Annotated in this window: 16 protein-coding genes; 11 read left to right on the forward strand and 5 right to left on the reverse strand. The window is 61.8% G+C overall.

Features of this window, described 5'->3' with window-relative positions; genetic code table 11:
- Positions 1 to 5 precede the first annotated feature (5 nt).
- Positions 6 to 3,089: a MexW/MexI family multidrug efflux RND transporter permease subunit gene (locus BFQ01_RS24940; RefSeq protein ID WP_065927303.1), complete on the forward strand. Its 3,084-nt coding sequence runs from the start codon at positions 6 to 8 to the stop codon at positions 3,087 to 3,089.
- Positions 3,086 to 4,528, forward strand: coding sequence for an efflux transporter outer membrane subunit (locus BFQ01_RS24945; protein WP_065927304.1), 1,443 nt, complete (start codon positions 3,086 to 3,088; stop codon positions 4,526 to 4,528). The genes BFQ01_RS24940 and BFQ01_RS24945 overlap by 4 nt, the downstream gene beginning before the upstream one ends.
- On the opposite strand, the gene BFQ01_RS24950 is transcribed toward BFQ01_RS24945, so the two are convergent.
- Both BFQ01_RS24950 and BFQ01_RS24955 read right to left on the reverse strand, forming a co-directional pair.
- On the reverse strand, positions 4,495 to 5,232 hold the full coding sequence (locus tag BFQ01_RS24950) for a nitroreductase family protein (protein ID WP_065927305.1): 738 nt from the start codon (positions 5,230 to 5,232) through the stop codon (positions 4,495 to 4,497). The two genes, BFQ01_RS24945 and BFQ01_RS24950, sit on opposite strands and share 34 nt — an antisense overlap.
- 35 nt (positions 5,233 to 5,267) lie before the next feature.
- The gene (locus BFQ01_RS24955) at positions 5,268 to 5,921 is read right to left on the reverse strand and encodes a helix-turn-helix transcriptional regulator (RefSeq protein WP_065927306.1); all 654 of its coding nucleotides are present in this window, start codon (positions 5,919 to 5,921) and stop codon (positions 5,268 to 5,270) included.
- Between the two features lie 343 nt (positions 5,922 to 6,264).
- Here BFQ01_RS24955 and BFQ01_RS24960 point away from each other — a divergent pair, with 343 nt between their 5' ends.
- The 7 genes from BFQ01_RS24960 (at position 6,265) to ribD (ending at position 13,419) form a co-directional block, all read left to right on the forward strand.
- Positions 6,265 to 7,320, forward strand: coding sequence for a class I SAM-dependent methyltransferase (locus BFQ01_RS24960; protein WP_065927307.1), 1,056 nt, complete (start codon positions 6,265 to 6,267; stop codon positions 7,318 to 7,320).
- On the forward strand, positions 7,320 to 8,213 hold the full coding sequence (locus tag BFQ01_RS24965; RefSeq protein WP_065927308.1) for a VOC family protein: 894 nt from the start codon (positions 7,320 to 7,322) through the stop codon (positions 8,211 to 8,213). Before BFQ01_RS24960 ends, BFQ01_RS24965 begins: the two co-directional genes overlap by 1 nt.
- Positions 8,214 to 8,289: 76 nt before the next feature.
- Positions 8,290 to 9,321, forward strand: a complete 1,032-nt coding sequence (locus tag BFQ01_RS24970; protein ID WP_027607437.1) for a formylglycine-generating enzyme family protein — start codon at positions 8,290 to 8,292, stop codon at positions 9,319 to 9,321.
- A gap of 10 nt (positions 9,322 to 9,331) precedes the next feature.
- Positions 9,332 to 9,928, forward strand: coding sequence for a GTP cyclohydrolase II RibA (ribA, locus tag BFQ01_RS24975; RefSeq protein WP_027607438.1), 597 nt, complete (start codon positions 9,332 to 9,334; stop codon positions 9,926 to 9,928).
- 28 nt (positions 9,929 to 9,956) lie between these two features.
- A complete protein-coding gene (locus BFQ01_RS24980) occupies positions 9,957 to 11,645 on the forward strand; it encodes a WD40 repeat domain-containing protein (protein WP_065927310.1) in 1,689 nt (562 codons plus the stop codon).
- Between the two features lie 17 nt (positions 11,646 to 11,662).
- A complete protein-coding gene (locus tag BFQ01_RS24985) occupies positions 11,663 to 12,319 on the forward strand; it encodes a class I SAM-dependent methyltransferase (protein ID WP_065927311.1) in 657 nt (218 codons plus the stop codon).
- Positions 12,316 to 13,419: a bifunctional diaminohydroxyphosphoribosylaminopyrimidine deaminase/5-amino-6-(5-phosphoribosylamino)uracil reductase RibD gene (gene ribD, locus BFQ01_RS24990; RefSeq protein WP_256097778.1), complete on the forward strand. Its 1,104-nt coding sequence runs from the start codon at positions 12,316 to 12,318 to the stop codon at positions 13,417 to 13,419. Before BFQ01_RS24985 ends, ribD begins: the two co-directional genes overlap by 4 nt.
- Positions 13,420 to 13,454: 35 nt before the next feature.
- Here ribD and BFQ01_RS24995 read toward each other — a convergent pair whose 3' ends face one another.
- The gene (locus tag BFQ01_RS24995; RefSeq protein ID WP_065927318.1) at positions 13,455 to 14,183 is read right to left on the reverse strand and encodes a class I SAM-dependent methyltransferase; all 729 of its coding nucleotides are present in this window, start codon (positions 14,181 to 14,183) and stop codon (positions 13,455 to 13,457) included.
- Between the two features lie 316 nt (positions 14,184 to 14,499).
- Here BFQ01_RS24995 and BFQ01_RS25000 point away from each other — a divergent pair, with 316 nt between their 5' ends.
- The gene (locus tag BFQ01_RS25000) at positions 14,500 to 15,834 is read left to right on the forward strand and encodes an LLM class flavin-dependent oxidoreductase (RefSeq protein WP_065927312.1); all 1,335 of its coding nucleotides are present in this window, start codon (positions 14,500 to 14,502) and stop codon (positions 15,832 to 15,834) included.
- 3 nt (positions 15,835 to 15,837) lie between these two features.
- Here the strand turns inward: BFQ01_RS25000 and BFQ01_RS25005 are convergent, their stop codons facing one another.
- Complete coding sequence (locus BFQ01_RS25005) at positions 15,838 to 16,323, reverse strand: hypothetical protein (protein WP_137213134.1); 486 nt, start codon at positions 16,321 to 16,323, stop codon at positions 15,838 to 15,840.
- Positions 16,320 to 17,234, reverse strand: a complete 915-nt coding sequence (locus BFQ01_RS25010) for an NAD synthetase (protein ID WP_065927313.1) — start codon at positions 17,232 to 17,234, stop codon at positions 16,320 to 16,322. Before BFQ01_RS25010 ends, BFQ01_RS25005 begins: the two co-directional genes overlap by 4 nt.
- Positions 17,235 to 17,421: 187 nt before the next feature.
- On the opposite strand from BFQ01_RS25010, the gene BFQ01_RS25015 reads away from it, so the two are divergent.
- On the forward strand, positions 17,422 to 17,670 hold a 249-nt coding region (locus tag BFQ01_RS25015; protein ID WP_141691243.1), incomplete at its 3' end, for an Hcp family type VI secretion system effector.

Below are 17,670 nucleotides of genomic sequence, written 5' to 3' on the forward strand. Positions count from 1 at the left end.
CGCTCATGACTTTCACCGATATTTTCGTTCGGCGGCCGGTGCTCGCGCTTGTCGTCAGTATTCTGATCCTGCTGCTGGGGATCATGTCCTTGTTGCAGCTGCCGATCCGCCAGTACCCGATGCTGGAAAGCTCCACCATCACCGTGACCACCGAATACCCCGGCGCTTCGTCAGACCTGATGCAGGGCTTCGTCACGCAACCGATTGCCCAGGCGGTGTCGTCGGTGGAAGGTGTGGATTACCTGTCGAGCTCGTCGGTGCAGGGGCGCAGCGTGGTCACGGTGCGCATGGAGCTCAACCGTGACTCGACCCAGGCGCTCACGGAAGTCATGGCCAAGGTCAACCAGGTGCGTTTCCGGCTGCCGGAGCAGGCCTATGACCCGGTGATCGAACGCTCGTCCGGCGAGTCGACGGCGGTGGCCTATATCGGGTTCTCCAGCCCGACCCTGTCGACCCCGGCCTTGACCGATTACCTGGCACGGGTGGTGGAGCCGGTGATGAGCACCATCGAGGGCGTGGCCAAGGTCCAGGTGTTCGGCGGGCAAACCCTGGCGATGCGCCTGTGGATCGACCCCGCACGGCTGGCCGCGCGCGGCCTGACCGCCGCCGATGTGGCCGACGCGGTGCGCCGCAACAACTACCAGGCGGCGCCGGGCAAGGTCAAAGGCCTGTTCGTGGTCGCCAACCTGCGGGTCAATACCGACCTGACCAACGTCAATGAATTTCGCGATTTGGTGCTGCGCAACGATGGCAACGGCTTGGTGCGCCTGAAGGATGTCGGCACCGTGGAGCTGGGCGCGGCGTCCAGCGAAACCAGCGCCACCATGGATGGCGTTTCGGCCGTGCACCTGGGGTTGTTCCCGACGCCCGGCGGCAACCCGCTGGTGATTGTCGACGGTATCAAGAAACTCCTGCCGGACGTGCGCAAGACCCTGCCGCCGGACGTCAAGGCCGAGCTGGCGTTTGAAACCGCGCGCTTTATCCAGACCTCCATCGACGAGGTGATGAAGACCCTGCTCGAGGCCTTGCTGATCGTGGTGATCGTCATCTACCTGTGCCTGGGGTCGTTGCGCACGGTACTGATTCCGGTGGTGACCATCCCCTTGTCGATGCTGGGGGCCGCGGCGCTGATGCTGGCGTTCGGTTTCAGCCTCAACCTGTTGACGCTGTTGGCGATGGTGCTGGCTGTGGGTCTGGTGGTGGACGATGCGATTGTGGTGGTGGAGAACGTGCACCGGCATATCGAGGAAGGCAAGACCCCGGTGGCGGCCGCCCTGGTCGGGGCGCGGGAAGTGGCGGGCCCGGTGATCGCCATGACCATTACCCTGGCGGCGGTGTATGCGCCTATCGGCATGATGGGCGGCCTCACGGGCGCGTTGTTTCGTGAGTTTGCCTTGACCCTGGCCGGTGCGGTGATCGTGTCCGGCGTGGTGGCGCTGACGTTGTCGCCGGTCATGAGCTCGTTCCTGCTGCAGTCCAAGCAATCGGAAGGGCGCATGGCACACCTGGCCAACCGTTTCTTCGACGGCCTGGCCCTGCGTTATGCCAAGGTGCTGGACCTGTCGCTGCGGCATCGCTGGCTCAGCGGGCTGTTTGCCTTGCTGGTGATGATCAGCCTGCCGTGGCTGTACCAGTTGCCGCAGCGGGAGCTGGCGCCCACCGAGGACCAGGCCGGGCTGCTCACCGCCATCAAGGCGCCGCAACATGCCAACCTGGAATACGTCGAGCGCTTTTCCGCCAAGCTGAATGAGGTCTACGGGCGCCTGCCGGAAACCGTCAGCACCTGGATCATCAATGGCAGCGACGGCATCGCCTCGAGCATTGGCGGCATCAACCTGACGTTGTGGGGCGAGCGCGAGCGCACCGCCGCGCAGATCCAGGTCGACCTGCAAGCGGCTACCAACGACGTGGAAGGCACCAGCATCTTTGCCTTCCAGTTGCCTGCCTTGCCGGGCTCCACCGGTGGCCTGCCGGTGCAACTGGTGCTACGCAGCTCCCAGGATTACCGCGTGCTGTACGAGACCATGGAGCAGATCAAGCAGAAGGCCCGCGACAGTGGGTTGTTCGCCGTGGTCGACAGTGACCTGGACTACAACAACCCGGTGGTACAGGTGCGAGTGGACCGGGCCAAGGCCAACAGCCTGGGGATCCGCATGCAGGACATCGGCGAATCGCTGGCGGTGCTGGTGGGGGAAAACTACCTCAACCGCTTTGGCCTGGAGGGCCGCTCCTATGATGTGATTGCCCAGAGCCCGGGCAGTGAGCGACTGACGCCCGAAGCCCTGACCCGCCAGTATGTGCGCACGGAAGACGGCACACTGATTCCGCTGTCGACGGTGATCCAGGTGTCCGAGCACGTCGAACCCAACAAGCTGACCCAGTTCAACCAGCAGAACGCCGCGACCTTCCAGGGGGTGCCGGCGGCCGGGGTCACCCTGGGCGACGCCGTGGCGTTCCTGGAAGGCGTCACCGCCGAGTTGCCCGTGGGGTTCAGCTACGACTGGCAATCCGATGCGCGGCAGTACACCCAGGAAGGCAATGCGCTGCTGCTGGCGTTCCTGGCGGCGGTGATCGTGATCTACCTGGTACTCGCGGCGCAGTACGAAAGCCTGATGGACCCGCTGATCATCCTGATCACCGTGCCGCTGTCCATCAGCGGCGCGCTGATTCCCCTGGCGCTGGGCTACGCCACGATCAATATCTACACCCAGATCGGCCTGGTGACCCTGATCGGGCTGATCAGCAAGCACGGCATCCTGATGGTCGAGTTCGCCAACGCCCTGCAGGCCCAGGAACACCTCGACCGTTCCGAGGCGATACGCAAGGCCGCGCAGATTCGCTTGCGGCCGATCCTGATGACGACGGCGGCCATGGTGGTCGGCCTGGTGCCGCTGCTGTTCGCCTCGGGGGCCGGGGCCAACAGCCGCTATGGCCTGGGGGTGGTAATTGTATCGGGCATGCTGATCGGTACCTGCTTCACCCTGTTCGTGCTGCCGACGGTCTACACCCTGCTGGCCCGCAAGCATTCAGTGGCGGCCGCGACCCCGAGGGCCCAGTCCCTGGCGCAAACCCTGAGGAGTGAACCATGAAGCCCGGCAAAACTGTCACCACCGTGCTGGCGCTGATTCTGCTCAACGGCTGCATGGTCGGGCCGCATTACGAAAAGCCCATAACCCCGCCGATCAGCCTGGTCACTGCACAAAAGGCCTTGTTCGCCCAACAGGCGCCGGTGCAGGCCCAGTGGTGGTCGTTTTTTGACGACGCCGAGCTCGATCGCCTGATCGACACGGCGCTGGCGCATAACCATGACATTCGCCAGGCCCAGGCCAACCTGTTGGCCTCCCGTGCGGTGTTTGATGACCGCCGGCTCGACCAGTATCCCGGCGTCACTGCCCGTACCGCCTATGGCCGCAGCCTGGAGCAGCAGTTGCCGTTCGACGGTGGGCCTCCCGAACGGATGCTGTCGCAGACCTATCGCGCCGGCTTTGATGTGCAGTGGGAGATCGACGTGTTCGGGCGTTTGCAACGCTTGACGGCCTCGGCCTTGGCACGCTCGCAGGCGGCGCAGGCGGACCTGGCGCTGATGCAGTTGAGCATCGCCGCCGACGTGGCGCGTTATTACTACGAGCAGCAAGGCTTGAGCCGCAGCCTGGAGGTGGCCCAGGCCCAGGTCAGTGCCTGGCGCGAAACGCTCACGCTGACCAGCGCTCAGGTGCGCGCCGGCAGCGGCCAATTCGAGGATCAGCAAAACGCCCATGCCAACCTGCTGCTCAGTGAGGCGGCGATTCCACCGTTGCTGACGCGGATCCAGGAAACCGCTTATCGCCTGGACGTATTGACCGGCCAACCCCCGCGTCAACAGCAGGCGTTGGCCAAGGCGCATTTCCTCGCGCCCCTGGCCCGGCAACTGCCCTTGGGCGATGTCGACCAGTTGATCCGCAATCGTCCGGATGTGGTCAGCGCCGAACGCCTGCTGGCCGCCAGCACCGAAGACGTCGGCGCCGCCACGGCCGACCTGTACCCACGCCTGAACCTGGGCGGTTTCATTGGTTTCTTCGCCCTGCGCGGCGGCGACCTGGGCAGCGCATCCCGTGCGTATGAGCTGGCGCCGTCGGTGGACTGGCCGGCGTTTCGCCTGGGCAATGTGCGCGCGCGCCTGCGCGGTTCCCAGGCCCAGGCCGAAGGTGCCCTGGCGCGCTATCAACAGTCGCTGCTCAAGGCCCAGGAAGATGTGGAAAATGCGCTGATGCGCCTGGCGCAGGACCAGACCCGCCTGGGCGCGTTGCTGGCGTCCGCCACCCATGCCGAGCAGGCGATCGACATCGCCAGCAAACGCTACCGCAGCGGTTCGGGCACCTACATGGCGGTGCTGGAAAACCAGCGCGCGTTTTTCCTGATCAAGAAGGACGTGGCCGATGCCGAGACGGCGTCCTACCTCAACGCCATCGCGCTATACAAGGCGCTGGGCTGGGGCAGTGGCGGTGCGCAGCAGTCTCAATCAGCGGACAAACCATTGGCCAGCAACTGAGCCTTGAGATCGGGCCGGTAGTTGCGTGCATACGTGCGGCCCACGGTGCTTGACCAGGATTGGCCGTCCGCACGGCCAATGATCTGCCAATGGCGCATCAGGTGCTGGTCATAGGCACTGATCGCCGGTGCCAGCGCGGCACGGTTGTAGCGCTCGTCGTGACGGAAGGCTTCGATGCCCATGCGCGGTTTCTGTGCCGCCGGCTCGTGCACATGACCCAGGGCCAGTCCGCACAGGGCGAAGGTCTGCTCGGGCAGCCCGAGCAGCTCGATCATCGCTTCAGCGTTGGCACGAATGCCACCCACCGGCACCACGCCCAACCCCAATGAGCGTGCGGCGATCATCAGGGTGCTGAGGATAATGCCGCCGTCGGTGCTGGCGGCGATCAGCCCTTCCAAGTGCCGCTGGATCTGCTGTTGCTGGCCATTGAGCGCGGCACCGACGGCGGTCTTGTGAAAGTCCACCACCAGGGTGATAAACACCGGTGCCGACGCGATCCAGGGCTGGCCGCCAGCTATTGCCGCAATGCGTTGGCGGGTGCCTGCGTCGCGCACGACCACCACGGAAATATGCTGGGCATTGAAGGACGTCGGCGCCAGGTGACCGGCACGCAAGATGGCATCCAGGTGTTCGTCGCTGACGGGCGTGGATTGGAAGCTGCGCTCGCTGCGGTGGTTGGCGAGCAAGTCGATAGTCGGTGTCATGGCCTTATTCCTTTAGGGCGGTTGGTGTGGGGCGGTCAGGTGCGCGGTTGAATGTTATAGACGCAACGCCGGTCCCCGGAGATCAGGTGTTCGCAGCGTTCGACAAGGGTGTCGTCACCCATGGCTGCACGAAATATCTGCAGCTCCGAGCGGCAGAAACCCTGGCATTTGCGCGCGGCAGCGCAGATCGGGCAATGGTTTTCGATCAGCAGCCAACCTTCACCCGCGGGTTCCATGTGCGCCATATAGCCGGCGAGTTCGCGGATGCGCACCAGTATGGCGACTTTTTCTTCCAGGGACGAGGCTTGCGAACACGCCTGGACGTATTCCTGGCGATTGGTCGCTTCCATACTGGTGATGATTTTCTCGATGCCGTCACTGCCGAAAACCCCCTCGATGGATTCGATCAGGTGCAGGGTCAGCACGCTGTGGGAATCGGGGAATTTGTTGTGTGCGGTGTCCGTCAGCGCCCACTTCAACGAAGGGCGGCCGGCCCCGGAAGTGGGTGCCGAAACGCCGACGATCAACTCCGATGCCTGCAATTTCTGGATTTGTTGCCGGGTCGCCTCAAACGTGAGTTCCAGCAGCGAAGCCAGTTCGGTGGTTTTCAACGGGCCACGGGTCTTGAGCAAAAACAGGATGCGTTCGGCGGTGGATGACTGGGTATCGTCGGCAGGTTTGGAGGTCATAAATCGCGTGTAACCATGGGGAGTGAGGGCATCACTGGAGTTCGTCGACCTTTGGCGCCATCCATTGCGTAAGGGGTAGTGGGCATGAGCATAGTCATTTTTGCCGCTCAGGAAAATAATAAATAAAAGGAATTAATAATTAATTATAAATAGCGAATAATTATAAAAGGTTTGACTTGCTTTTGTAGGACTTAGGGCTAGGATCGTAGCTAGCTTTTTTGGAAGCTGCTCCTGAACATTCATTTGCACACGACTCCGGACCGTTAGAAAACACGCTACGTCTCAAACACTGATTGCTTGCCGACGTCAGCGAAGACAAAAACATTCAAGGAAGAGAATCTGTATGAATGCGCAAAAGCCGACGACCATCTATGAGCACGCTGATGAAGTAACTGCTCTGTCCAGCGTGGTCGACCTGGTGAAACTCTCCGACCAGTATCGACAATCCGCCATCCTTCACTTCGCTGTAGCGCAGCACCTCTTCGATCAAACCACCCGCCCGGCTACCGCCGACGCAATCAGCCAGCAATTGGGCTGGGTGCCCAACAAGGCCAAGATCTTTCTCAATGGCCTGGTTGCCCTGGGTCTGTTGAAAAAGTCCGCCGACACCTATACCAACCAGCCCCTGGCCGAGCGTTTCCTGGTCAGCCGCAGCGCCGAGTTCATCGGCCCGATCATTGCCCACCAGCGCTTGCAGTGGCAGAACTGGCCACGCCTGGGGGAGATCCTGAGCAGCGCCGAGTCCATGGATTTCCAGCAGGAGAACCGCTTCAAACACGACATTGCCGCACGTGATGCCTTCAACGATGCGATGGTGCGCTTCAGTCAACCCATGGTCGATGTGCTCAAGGAATTGCCAGTGTTCGATACCGCCAGCAAGGTCATCGACCTGGCCGGTGGACACGGCACCTATATCGCCGAAATCGCTCGGCGGCACCCTCAGGTCCAGGGCGAAATCTGGGACCTGGCCGCCACGCGCCAGTCCGCCGAAAGCACCGTCGAGAAGTACCAGTTGGCGGGGCGCCTGACGTTCAAGGAACGTAACCTGCTGGACCTGGCCCGTTACGAAGGTGAAAGCGCCGACGTGATCATGGTCAATGACTGCCTGCACTACTTCACCCGCGAAGAAACCAGCACGCTGATCCGCTCGGCTGCCCAGTTGGTCAACGACGGCGGTTCGTTGCTGGTGCTGAGCATGACCCTGGAAGACGATGAAATTCACCCGGCGCTGTCGGCGGATTTCTCCCTGCACATGATGGTCAACACGGTGCACGGCGAACTGCATCCCACCCGTTGGATTGCCGAACAGATGGTTGCCCAGGGCTTTGAGGTGGTGCAGGAACCTATCGGGCGCTACAGCCTGTTGATAGGTCGCCGTACCGAGGGGAGGGTTGCCTGATGCTGCGCTTTATTACCTTGTACAGCTCCGACACGGCCGCACGTCTGAACGGCTTTCTCGAGCCGTTGAACACCTGCGCGAAAGCCGCCGGTTTTGAACTGTGCGCGGCCGTTGAGGGCGCGCAATTACCCCAGGCCGACGGGTTTATCCTGTTGGTGTCGGCGGCAGACAGCCTCGATACCCTCACTACCCGGCTCGCGGCATTGGCCGATGGTTACCACAACAAGGCCGTCAGCATCGTGCGCCTTGCCGAAGGCAGCGCCGGGCAACCTGCCGGCGATCCGCTTAACGCGGCATTGCTGCAACGCACGGCCTGTTTCATTTACCCCCATGGCCTGGCGATCACTGACGCGGGCGTATCCCCGGACACGGTGAAAAACTGGTTGGCCGGTTTCTCCAAATTCGCCGCCGCGATCAAAATGTGGCGGTCCCTGGAAGGTGTATCCATCGAGGCTGCCGCGTTGGAGTCCCAGCGCCCGCAACTGACCCATATCAACATCCTCACCCGCGATCTGGAAGCCTCCCAGGCGTTCTATCGCGACATCTTCGGCGCCCACTATTGCTACAACCTGGGGCCGCGCAAAGTAGTGATGGAGTTGAATGGTTTCGACTTCTTCATCGAACACAATCCCGACTTTGTCTACCCGCCGGGCTACCACATCGGCATTCGTGCGCTGCCGGAGGATGTCAAACGCATCGCCGACAAGGTGGCTGCCGACGACAACATCACCCTGGTCAAGGGCAATGGCCCCGCGCCGGGTTATCACCACGGTCCGGACAACGTCCGCACGGCCGTGTACTTCGAAGACCCCGATGGCCTGGTGGTTGAGGTGTACTCCACCGAAATCGAGATGATCGAGACCAATCGAAGGTTGCTGCTCGACCGACTCTGATACCTGACTGATCCCCACACGCCGAGCGGTTTCGCGCTCGGTCGTGGATGTGTTCGCTCGGAATAAAGGTGTACCTATGACGAATCAATACGGTTGGCATTGGCCGACGCTGCCGAGCCCTTTGCCAAAGAACGTGTCTGATCGGGTATTGATGGGCTACCCGCAGGCTTACGTCGAATATGAACTGACCCGGCAAATCGCCGACGCCACCGGACAGCTGATGAGTGCGCCCATCGAGCAACTGCTACGGGTGGTCGAGTCGGTTGCCGAACCCCTGGTGCGGCGTATCGCCGCCGGTGAAGTGCTGGGCTACAAGGGCGACCCGCGCATCGACGTGTTCAGCCCCGCCATGTGCGACGTTCCTGCCGCCCAGGTCGAGATCGGCCTGGAGCCGCAGCGCGTCGACGCGGTCATGACCGCCTACGCCGGGCTGGGCCTGGACCGCAGTTGGATCGAGAAAGAAACCCCCAACCATCGGGTCGACCTGGCGAGCTTTCGCATCGGTCGCTACCCGGTCACCAACAGCGAATATCGCGCCTTCCTGCTGGATACCGGTTATCCGTTCCTGCCGACCGGCTGGGCCTTTGGCCGCTTTCCCCAGCACCAGGCCAACCACCCGGTCTACAGCGTCAGCGACGTGGATGCCGACGCCTACGCCCAATGGCTGAGCCGACGCACCGGGCGCGCGTTTGCGCTGCCCAGCGAAGCACAGTGGGAATACGCCGCGGCAGGGCCGCAGCGCTCTCAGTTTCCCTGGGGCGAAACCTTCAATGTCGAGTACGCCAACACCATCGAGTTGGGGTTGCTCACGTCGACACCCGTCGGGGTGTTCCTCGAGGGCGCCTCGATGTTTGGCGCGCTGGACATGGCCGGCAACGTGGAAGAGTACGTTGCCGACGATTATCGGGCCTATCCGGGCGGGCCTGAGATCAACGATGACCTGGTGCTGGATGTTGGTAGGCACCGGGTAGCCCGTGGCGGCAGTTTCACCCGCTTCAGGGATCTTGCGCGCAATCAGCGCCGACATGGACGTTATCCAAGACCCATCTATGTCATGGGATTCCGTTTGGTAGAAAACCACTCTGGCCAGAACGCGACACTTCCATAGAGGCTATGCCATGGACACTCCAGTAACGCTTCATACGCAAGTTCCCATCTCCATTCTTGGCGGTGAGGTCAACGCCCACTTCTACGGGTTCAAGGGCTTTGACAAGAACAATGAACACTTTGCCGTCAGAGCCGGTGAGCCCGATGCCGATGTGCCCCTGGTGCGCGTGCATTCCGAATGCATCACCGGTGATGTGTTCGGTTCCCAGCGCTGCGATTGCGGCCCGCAGCTGCAGGAAGCCCTGAAGGCGCTCGATGCCGAAGGCGGCTACCTGATCTACCTGCGCCAGGAAGGTCGCGGTATCGGCCTGTATTCGAAGTTCGAAACCTACCTGCTGCAAGACGCCGGCATGGACACCTACGAGGCCAACGTGAAGCTCAACCACCCGGAAGACTCGCGCAGTTTCGCCCCGGCGGTCGCCATGCTGCGGGCCCTGGATGTGCATCGCTGCCGGCTCCTGACCAACAACCCGGACAAGGTCAAGCAGTTGCGCGATGGCGGGATCGACGTGGTCAGCTCAGTGCCGACCGGGGTGTTCCTGACCAAGCACAACCACAACTACCTGCGATCAAAAGTCAGCAAGTCGAGCCACACCATCAAGCTTTGATTTCATTCTCCAGGAAAAGGACTTTTCGATGAGACACATAGGCCCTATCAGCGGCGTCGCCGCCCATGCTGGTGAGTTCATCGCCACCGCCGGCTACGACAACCAAGTCATTCTGTGGAACGCCCAGACCGGGCATTCGATCCACCGCGTCAGCCATGACCACCTGGCCAACCAGTGCGCGTTCAGTGCCGATGGCAAGTACCTGGTGAGCGCCAGCAGCGACTACACCGCCCGCGTCTGGGAAGTGCCGAGCATGCGCCTCAAGGCCGTGCTGTCGGGGCATGACGACGACGTGGAAATGGCGGTGTTCTCGCCGGACGGTGCGTCAATCGCGACCTGCTCGCGCGATCATCAACTGCGCCTCTTCGACCTCGACGGCAACCTCAAGGGCACCTGCCGCGGGCATCAGGCCGATGTGATTTCCGTGGTCTGGTCGCCGGATGGCAAACGCCTGATTTCCAGCAGCGACGACGGCACGGTGCGCCAGTGGGACACCAGCACCTTCGAGCAATGCGATGAAGTCGACATCGGTGGCGTCGAGACCGATACCGTCGCCATTACCCGCGCCGGCGTAGTGTTTGCCGGTGACGACGAAGGGCGTATCTCGATCATCCATGGAGGCGAGATCCGCTCCGTTCCTGCCCACGATGCCGGGATCAAGCGCATTGTCTGGAATGATGAAAAACAGCTGCTGGTGACCTTGAGTTATGACCGCCTGGCGATCCTCTGGCGCTTCGATGGCACGCAGCTGGAGCGCCTGCGCAGCACCAATTTGCCGAGCATCGTCTGGCCGCGCAGCTGTGCGTTCGTCGGCAGTGACGCCTTGGTGTTCGCCACCTTCGGCTCGCGCTACGCCACCTGGGATTATGAACACGATCAGTGGACCGTGGACGGCATTCAGCCGGCGGTGAGCATCAACGCCGTGGTGACCACCGAGGGCGGGCAATACAGCATCGGTGACGCGGGCCTGCTGTTTCGCGATAACCAGCCCGTGAGCGGCGTCGGCAGCCTGTGCAACTTCCTGCTGCCGTTCGGCCCGCTGCTGCTGACCGGCGGGCAGATGGGCCAGGTGTTCGACGCCCTCAGCGGGCGCCTGTTGTATCAACATCGCTCGCCGCTCAATTGCGGCACCACGTTCCAGCGCAATGGCCAACTGCATGCATTGATCGGAACCTACACCGGCGAAGGCCTGGTGTTTGTCATCGCCGGCGATAACAGCCTGGAACTGGTGGCGTCGATCCCGATGCACGACAACGCGATCAAAGGCGTGGCGGCCAACGAGCATCACCTGTTCAGCGTATGCGCCTCGGCCGCCGCCGCCCTGCACACTATCAGCGACTTCAGTTGCGCGCGGCATATCGAAAATGCCCACACGCGTATCTCCAACGGTTGCTGCCGGGTCGACGGCGGTTTCGCCAGCATTGGTCGCGACCTGAAATTGCGCCTATGGCTGGAGTCCGGTGACGAGGTCTATGACACGCCGCACCGCAATTCCATCAAGTGCATTTGTGCCTCGGCCGACGGCGAAGTGATTGCCACCGCGAACTACAGCGGCACCATCGCGCTGTTCGACTTGCCCAGCCGTTCCTGGCAGCAAGTACAGCGTCCCACCGCCAGTGGTATCTCCTGCATCACCCACAGCACGGCCAGCGATGATTTCCTGGCCAGTTCCTACGATGGCCAGATCTACGGGATCGCCACCCGTCGCGCCTCTTGACCCAAGGACTGCCTGATATGAGCAAGCAAGCGCAATTCATGGACGTATCGACGTACCGCCGGGCGCTCGACACCTCATTTGTCCACCGCTACAGCCATGGTGAAGATGAGTGGTCCTGGGACATTGGCATGGCCAAGGCCGCCCGGGTTTTCCTCGAGGCACTGGGGCCGACGCCGGACCAGCATATCCTCGACGTGGGAGTCGGCCGTGCGCGGGATGCCTCGGAGTTCATCCTGGCAGGGCACCGGGTGACCGGCCTGGACATCGTCGAGAATTCCAGCTGGCCGCTGCTGCGCAAACGCTGGGGCGAGCGTCTCAGCCTGGTGTGCAGCGCCCTGCAGGATTGGCAGCCACCGGCAGGGGAGGTGTTTGACGGCGTACTCGACAATGGCTGCTTCCATCACCAGCATCCGGATGAATGGGACCGTTACCTGGCCAATATCCGCCAGTACGCGCGCCCTGGCGCGCTGATCGGGCTCAATGTCTTCGGCGTCGACGCGAGCAACCGGGAGCCGGGCTGGCGCGAGATGGATAACCAGCGTCAAGGTTATTTCTTCACCGAACAGGGCGTGCGCGACACCCTGGAAGCGTTTGGTTTCACCTGGCAGGACCTGGTGGTGATCGAGCGCCAGCATGGTGAGGCGGTGTACCTGTTGGCGCTGGTTCGCACATGAGCCTGGCGCTGGCGCGCGACATGCACTTCATGCGGCTCGCCCTGAAACTGGCCGACCGGGGCGCCTTTACCACGGCACCCAACCCCCGGGTCGGTTGCGTGATCGCCAAGGGCGACTTGCTGCTTGGCCAGGGCTGGCACGAGTGGGCGGGGCAGGCACACGCCGAAGTCAATGCCCTGCGCGAGGCGGGCGCCGATGCGCGGGGCGCCACCGCCTACGTCACCCTGGAACCGTGCGGCGGGCATGGGCGCACGCCGCCCTGTGCCGACGCGTTGATCAGGGCCGGGGTGGCGCGGGTGGTGATTGCCAGTGTCGACCGCTCCCAGCATGAGCATCATGGCATTGAGCGGCTTGAGGCGGCGGGTGTGCTGGTCGAACACTTGCCGTGTCCGGAGGCGCGCGAGTTGAACCAGGGGTTTTTTTCACGTACCGAACGCAAGCGGCCATGGTTGCGGATCAAGCTGGCCATGAGCCTGGACGGTCGCACGGCCCTGGGTAACGGGCAATCCAAATGGATCACCTCGCCCGAGGCCCGGGACGATGTGCAAGTGTGGCGCGCCCGGGCCTGCGCGGTGCTCACCGGCAGTGGCACGCTGCTGGCGGACAACCCGCGCCTGACGGTGCGCCTGCCCGACCCGCACGCGGCGTTTTCCGTTCCGCTGCGGGTGGTGCTCGACCAGCATCTCAAGGGCGATGCCCAGGCCCATGTGCTGGATGGCGCGGCACCGACCCTGGTGTTTCATGGGCCCGGCGTCCAGCCGGCGCACCCACCACCTGCGGGTGTGCGTTTCCGGCAGGTCGGGGTGGACGGCGAAGGGCTTGACCTGCGAGAGGTCATGACGGTCCTGGCTGAGGAGGGGTGCAACGAGGTCCAGGTCGAGGCCGGCCCGGTATTGTGTGGCGCCTTTGCGGCGGCAGGCCTGGTGGATGAGTGGCTGGTCTACATCGCCCCGCTGTTCCTGGGCAGTGATGCACGGCCGTTGCTGGCGCTGGATGGCTTGACCGATCTGGGGCAGGCGCAACCGTTGTCGATCATCGAGCAATGCCTGGTGGGGGCGGACATCCGGGTGCGATTGCGGCCGGTCGGCGCCCTGGCGTGATCGTTCCCACGCGCGTGGAAACGATCACTGCGCGATTATTTGCGGCAGGTCAAACCGATCTGCAGGCTGTTGCGCTCGAACAGTTGCCAGTACCCCGCACCCATGGAGGTGCGGCTGTGTTCACTGATCAGCGGGGCGACCCAGGTGAGCTGGTTGAAACCGGCTACCCGTGCGGCTTCTTCGTACACGCCTTGCTCCCAGCGATAGTAGGTAAACGGTGCGGGGGGCGATGACATGAACTGCGCGTTGCAGCGAAACCCGCCGGCGACCGGGGTTTCATCGAACACCTCAATCCCATAGCGAGTGAAATTGCCTTTTTGCAGTTCGAACGACGGGTTGGCGGTGTAGGCCACCAATTGGCCGCCGGGCTTCAGGTTGTCGGCGGCCGACTGAAACATCTTGCTCAGTTCGTCGACACTGCTGGCATAGTTGAACAGCCAGGCCGCCGTCACCATGTCGTAGGCGCCGATACGGCCCATCTTCGCCACATCCCGTACTTCGTAGGCGATACCGTCGTTGGCTTGCCGCGCCTGGTAAATCATGTTTTCGGAAATATCCACGCCATGCACCTTGGCCGCCCCCCAGTCCTTCAACTGGCGACTGAAGAAACCATGCCCACAGGCCAGGTCCAGGATACGCAGGCCCTCGACATTGCCGACCATGCTACGGAAGGTGTCGACCTCGACCTTGCGCTGAGAGGCCCTGGCGGTGAAATCCTCGAACTGTTCACTGATGCGTTCGTACACTTCTTTGGATTCTTTCATCTGCATGCCACTCCTTCGAATATGCGGGCTGGGTGATGAGCAAGCCTTGGTGGTTTTTATGCAAGGTGTTGCTTGCGATATTAGGCGAAACGCCTCGATTTAACAAACGGCTTAGTGGGTGGTGCTGCTCGATCGGGTCAGTCTGCTGATGGGAGAGCGTTGGGCTGATTATGCGCTTAGGGAATGTCCGGCATTGTTTTGATCATTATTTTTAATGATTAGCATAGATCCACAAAGCATTTCACAAGCCTGCCGGCGGGCATTATGGTCCTTCTCCACAGGTCAGCGTCGCTGCCATCCACGGAGGAATATCGTGATGTCCCACTTACCCCGGCAACTCAGGTTCGGTGCCATCCTCACCGGCGTCGGCACCGCGCAGAACGAATGGCTGCACCCGCAAATCCCCGGCGACGCCAGCGTGGATATAGAGTGGTATCGCGCCCAGGCGCAACAGGCGGAAGCAGCGAAGTTCGACCTGGTGTTCATCGTCGACAGCCCCTACATCACCCCGGATTCGGCGCCGCATTTTCTCAACCGCCTGGAGCCGCTGACCCTGCTCTCGGCCGTGGCCGGTGCCACTTCGAAGATCGGCCTGGTCGCCACCCTGACCACGTCCTATACCGAACCCTTCAACGTCGCCCGCCAGTTTGCCTCCCTGGACCTGATCAGCGGCGGCCGCGCCGGCTGGAACGTGGTCACCACCGGCCTGGAAGGCGCGGCCGGCAACTTCGGCCGTGAGCAGCATATCGACCACACCGAGCGCTATCGCCGCGCCGCCGAGCACCTGGAAGTGGTGCAAGGGCTATGGGATTCCTACGAGGACGACGCCTTCGTGCGCGACAAGGCCAGCGGCGTGTTCCTCGACCCGCAACGCCAGCATCGCCTGGACCACCATGGCGAGTTCTTCTCGGTGACCGGGCCGTTGAATATCGCACGCTCAGCCCAGGGCCAGCCGGTGATTTTCCAGGCGGGTATTTCCGAGTCCGGACGCAGCCTGGCGGCCAACTATGCCGAGGGCATTTTTGCCGGCGTGGGCAATTTCGAGGACGCCCAGGCCTACTACCGCGACATCAAACAACGCACCGCCGCCGCCGGACGCAACCCCGACCACGTGACCATCCTGCCGGGCATTTCGCCGATCATTGCCGATACCGACGAGCAAGCCCAGGCCATCGACCGCGAACGCAATGGCGAGCTGGATTTGAACAAGGCACTGGTGCAGTTGGGGCGACCGTTCAACTACCACGACTTCAGCCAGTACCCGCTGGATGAGCCGTTCCCGGACCTGGGCGACCTAGGCAGCAACGGCTATCGCGGGCATGCCGAAAACATCAAGCAAGTCGCCCGTGACCAGCAGTTGACCCTACGCCAGGCGGCGTTGCGTTTTGCCAAGCCGTTCTCGAGCTTTGTCGGATCCCCCAAGACCGTGGCGGACGAGATCGAACGCTGGTTTGTCGAAGGGGCGGTGGATGGTTTCAATATCCATGTCGGCGCGCCGGATGACTTTGCGCGGTTTACCGACCAGGTGCTGCCATTGTTGCGCGAGCGCGGGTTGTTTCGCAGTGAGTACAGCCACAGCACGTTGCGTGGGCATCTGGGCTTGCCGGTGCCGGTGAATCGGCATACGGCGGCAAGGAGCGAGGCGGCCTGAGGCTCACCACCATTTCCAGCGGCCCTGTTGTTTCAGGGTGGCGATAACGCCGTTGCGTTTATGCCTGATTTCCAACATCTCTCGGCGCATTTGTCGTTGGCGTTTGCTGTTCAGGCATAGAAGCCCGATCAACGGGCTTAGTAAGGCAAGGGTAAATAGGAGGTGATCGGGGCTGTAAAGGATTGTCGGCACTACGAGCAGTAAGTAGATGAGGAACACACCCACCTGAAGCCACACCCATCGTGGATAACCGTGAAGGACCAAGCTCTGCGCGACGCCGAATACCGCACACGCAATCCCGCCTGCGATGAAGAACGCATTACTGGTCAGTTCATCGGATGCGTGGGCGAAGTAGGTGAGATTCATCAGGGTGCCGGTGGTGGCAATCGAAAGGCACAAGGCTATAAGACCGCCAAACAACGCCAGTCTGTGACGCGCCCAAAGAGAGCGAGGATCTATAAGGTAAAGGGGCTCCTGGCGGTTTTTCATTCGCTGAACTCTTCGTAGATACCGATGGCCAGCGTCTTGGTGTTTCCGGACATACCGCTGCTGGCGAGGCCCAGTGCTGCTGCAATGGCATCATTTCGATGGGTCGCGATGATTGGTTTTATCTTTGTTGCTGGAATGCGTTTTGGCGCGTTACGTGCGGCTTGCTTGAGCTTGAGGAGCTTGGGTGTCAGGCGCGGGTCTTGGATTCTCAGGAGCTCATTCGTTAATTTTGCCCGTTCCTGTCGACTCAGCCCACGCAATACTTCTCTTAGTGGTTTACCTGTTGCGCGCTTGGACAGGTTGATTACTTTCACTGTCGTTACGGCAGAAGAGGCGACACCAAGTAAAGACACCGCATCCAGAGCTGCCATCATCCCTTCGTACCAAGCATTACTGTCCAGGTAGTCATTCATCTGCGGATCCCAAACTTCGTTTACCGTTCGATAGACTCCGGCGGCGCACTGGAACAACCCCGCTACTGCTGCTGCGGTGCCAATGAATGAGACAACAACACTTGCGCCACCCGTAAAAGGCATCAAGGCGATTCCGCTGTAAATAACATGCCAACTCAACAGCGCCCCGGTACACGTCACCGTCGTCCTCAAAGCCTCCGCTACCCATTCCGACTCCCGAGGCTCATGCTCCAACATCCGCTTGAACTCCACCGGCCCCACATACCTCGGCGCTTCCCGCAGCACCACTTTGATCGGCCGCACACTGCAAATCGCCTGGAACTCACGCAGCGTGACCACGTTGAAGTCCTCATCGATATACACCACGCCCGCGCCAATCAGCACCGGGTCGCTGTCGATGGCGAAGAACAGTCGACGCAGGTCGATGCTGCTTTCAATGCGTTGGCGGGTGGTGCGGTGGGCCGAGGGGAATCCATCGTTGAACAAGGCGGTCGTCATTCCTTAACTCCTGGGTTTTTGGGGAGTCGAGAGGGTAAAGACGTAGTGGCGCAAATTAATGTCGGACGTTTCGCCATTTCAAGGCAGGCACTTCCCGATCCCGCTTTGCCATCTTGTGAGCACCGTCTCGATTCGGGAACAGTGCGCCCCACGTCACTCCCGACGCACAACAGGACAAGGAGCCAACATGGCAGTCGATATGTTTTTGAAACTGGGCGATATCAAGGGTGAATCGCGGGACCAGGCCCATCGTGACGAGATCGACATTACCAACTGGGGCTGGGGTTTATCGCAAACGGGCTCGATGCATTCCGGCACGGGAGGCGGTTCGGGCAAGGCCGACTTTGCCAACCTGAACCTGACCAAACCCCTGGATAAATCCAGCCCCAACCTGATGATGGCCTGCGCCACCGGCAAGCATTACCCCGAAGCCAAA

It is taken from the genome of Pseudomonas sp. 8 R 14, from assembly GCF_900005955.1.
In the GTDB taxonomy this organism is placed as follows: domain Bacteria; phylum Pseudomonadota; class Gammaproteobacteria; order Pseudomonadales; family Pseudomonadaceae; genus Aquipseudomonas; species Aquipseudomonas marginalis.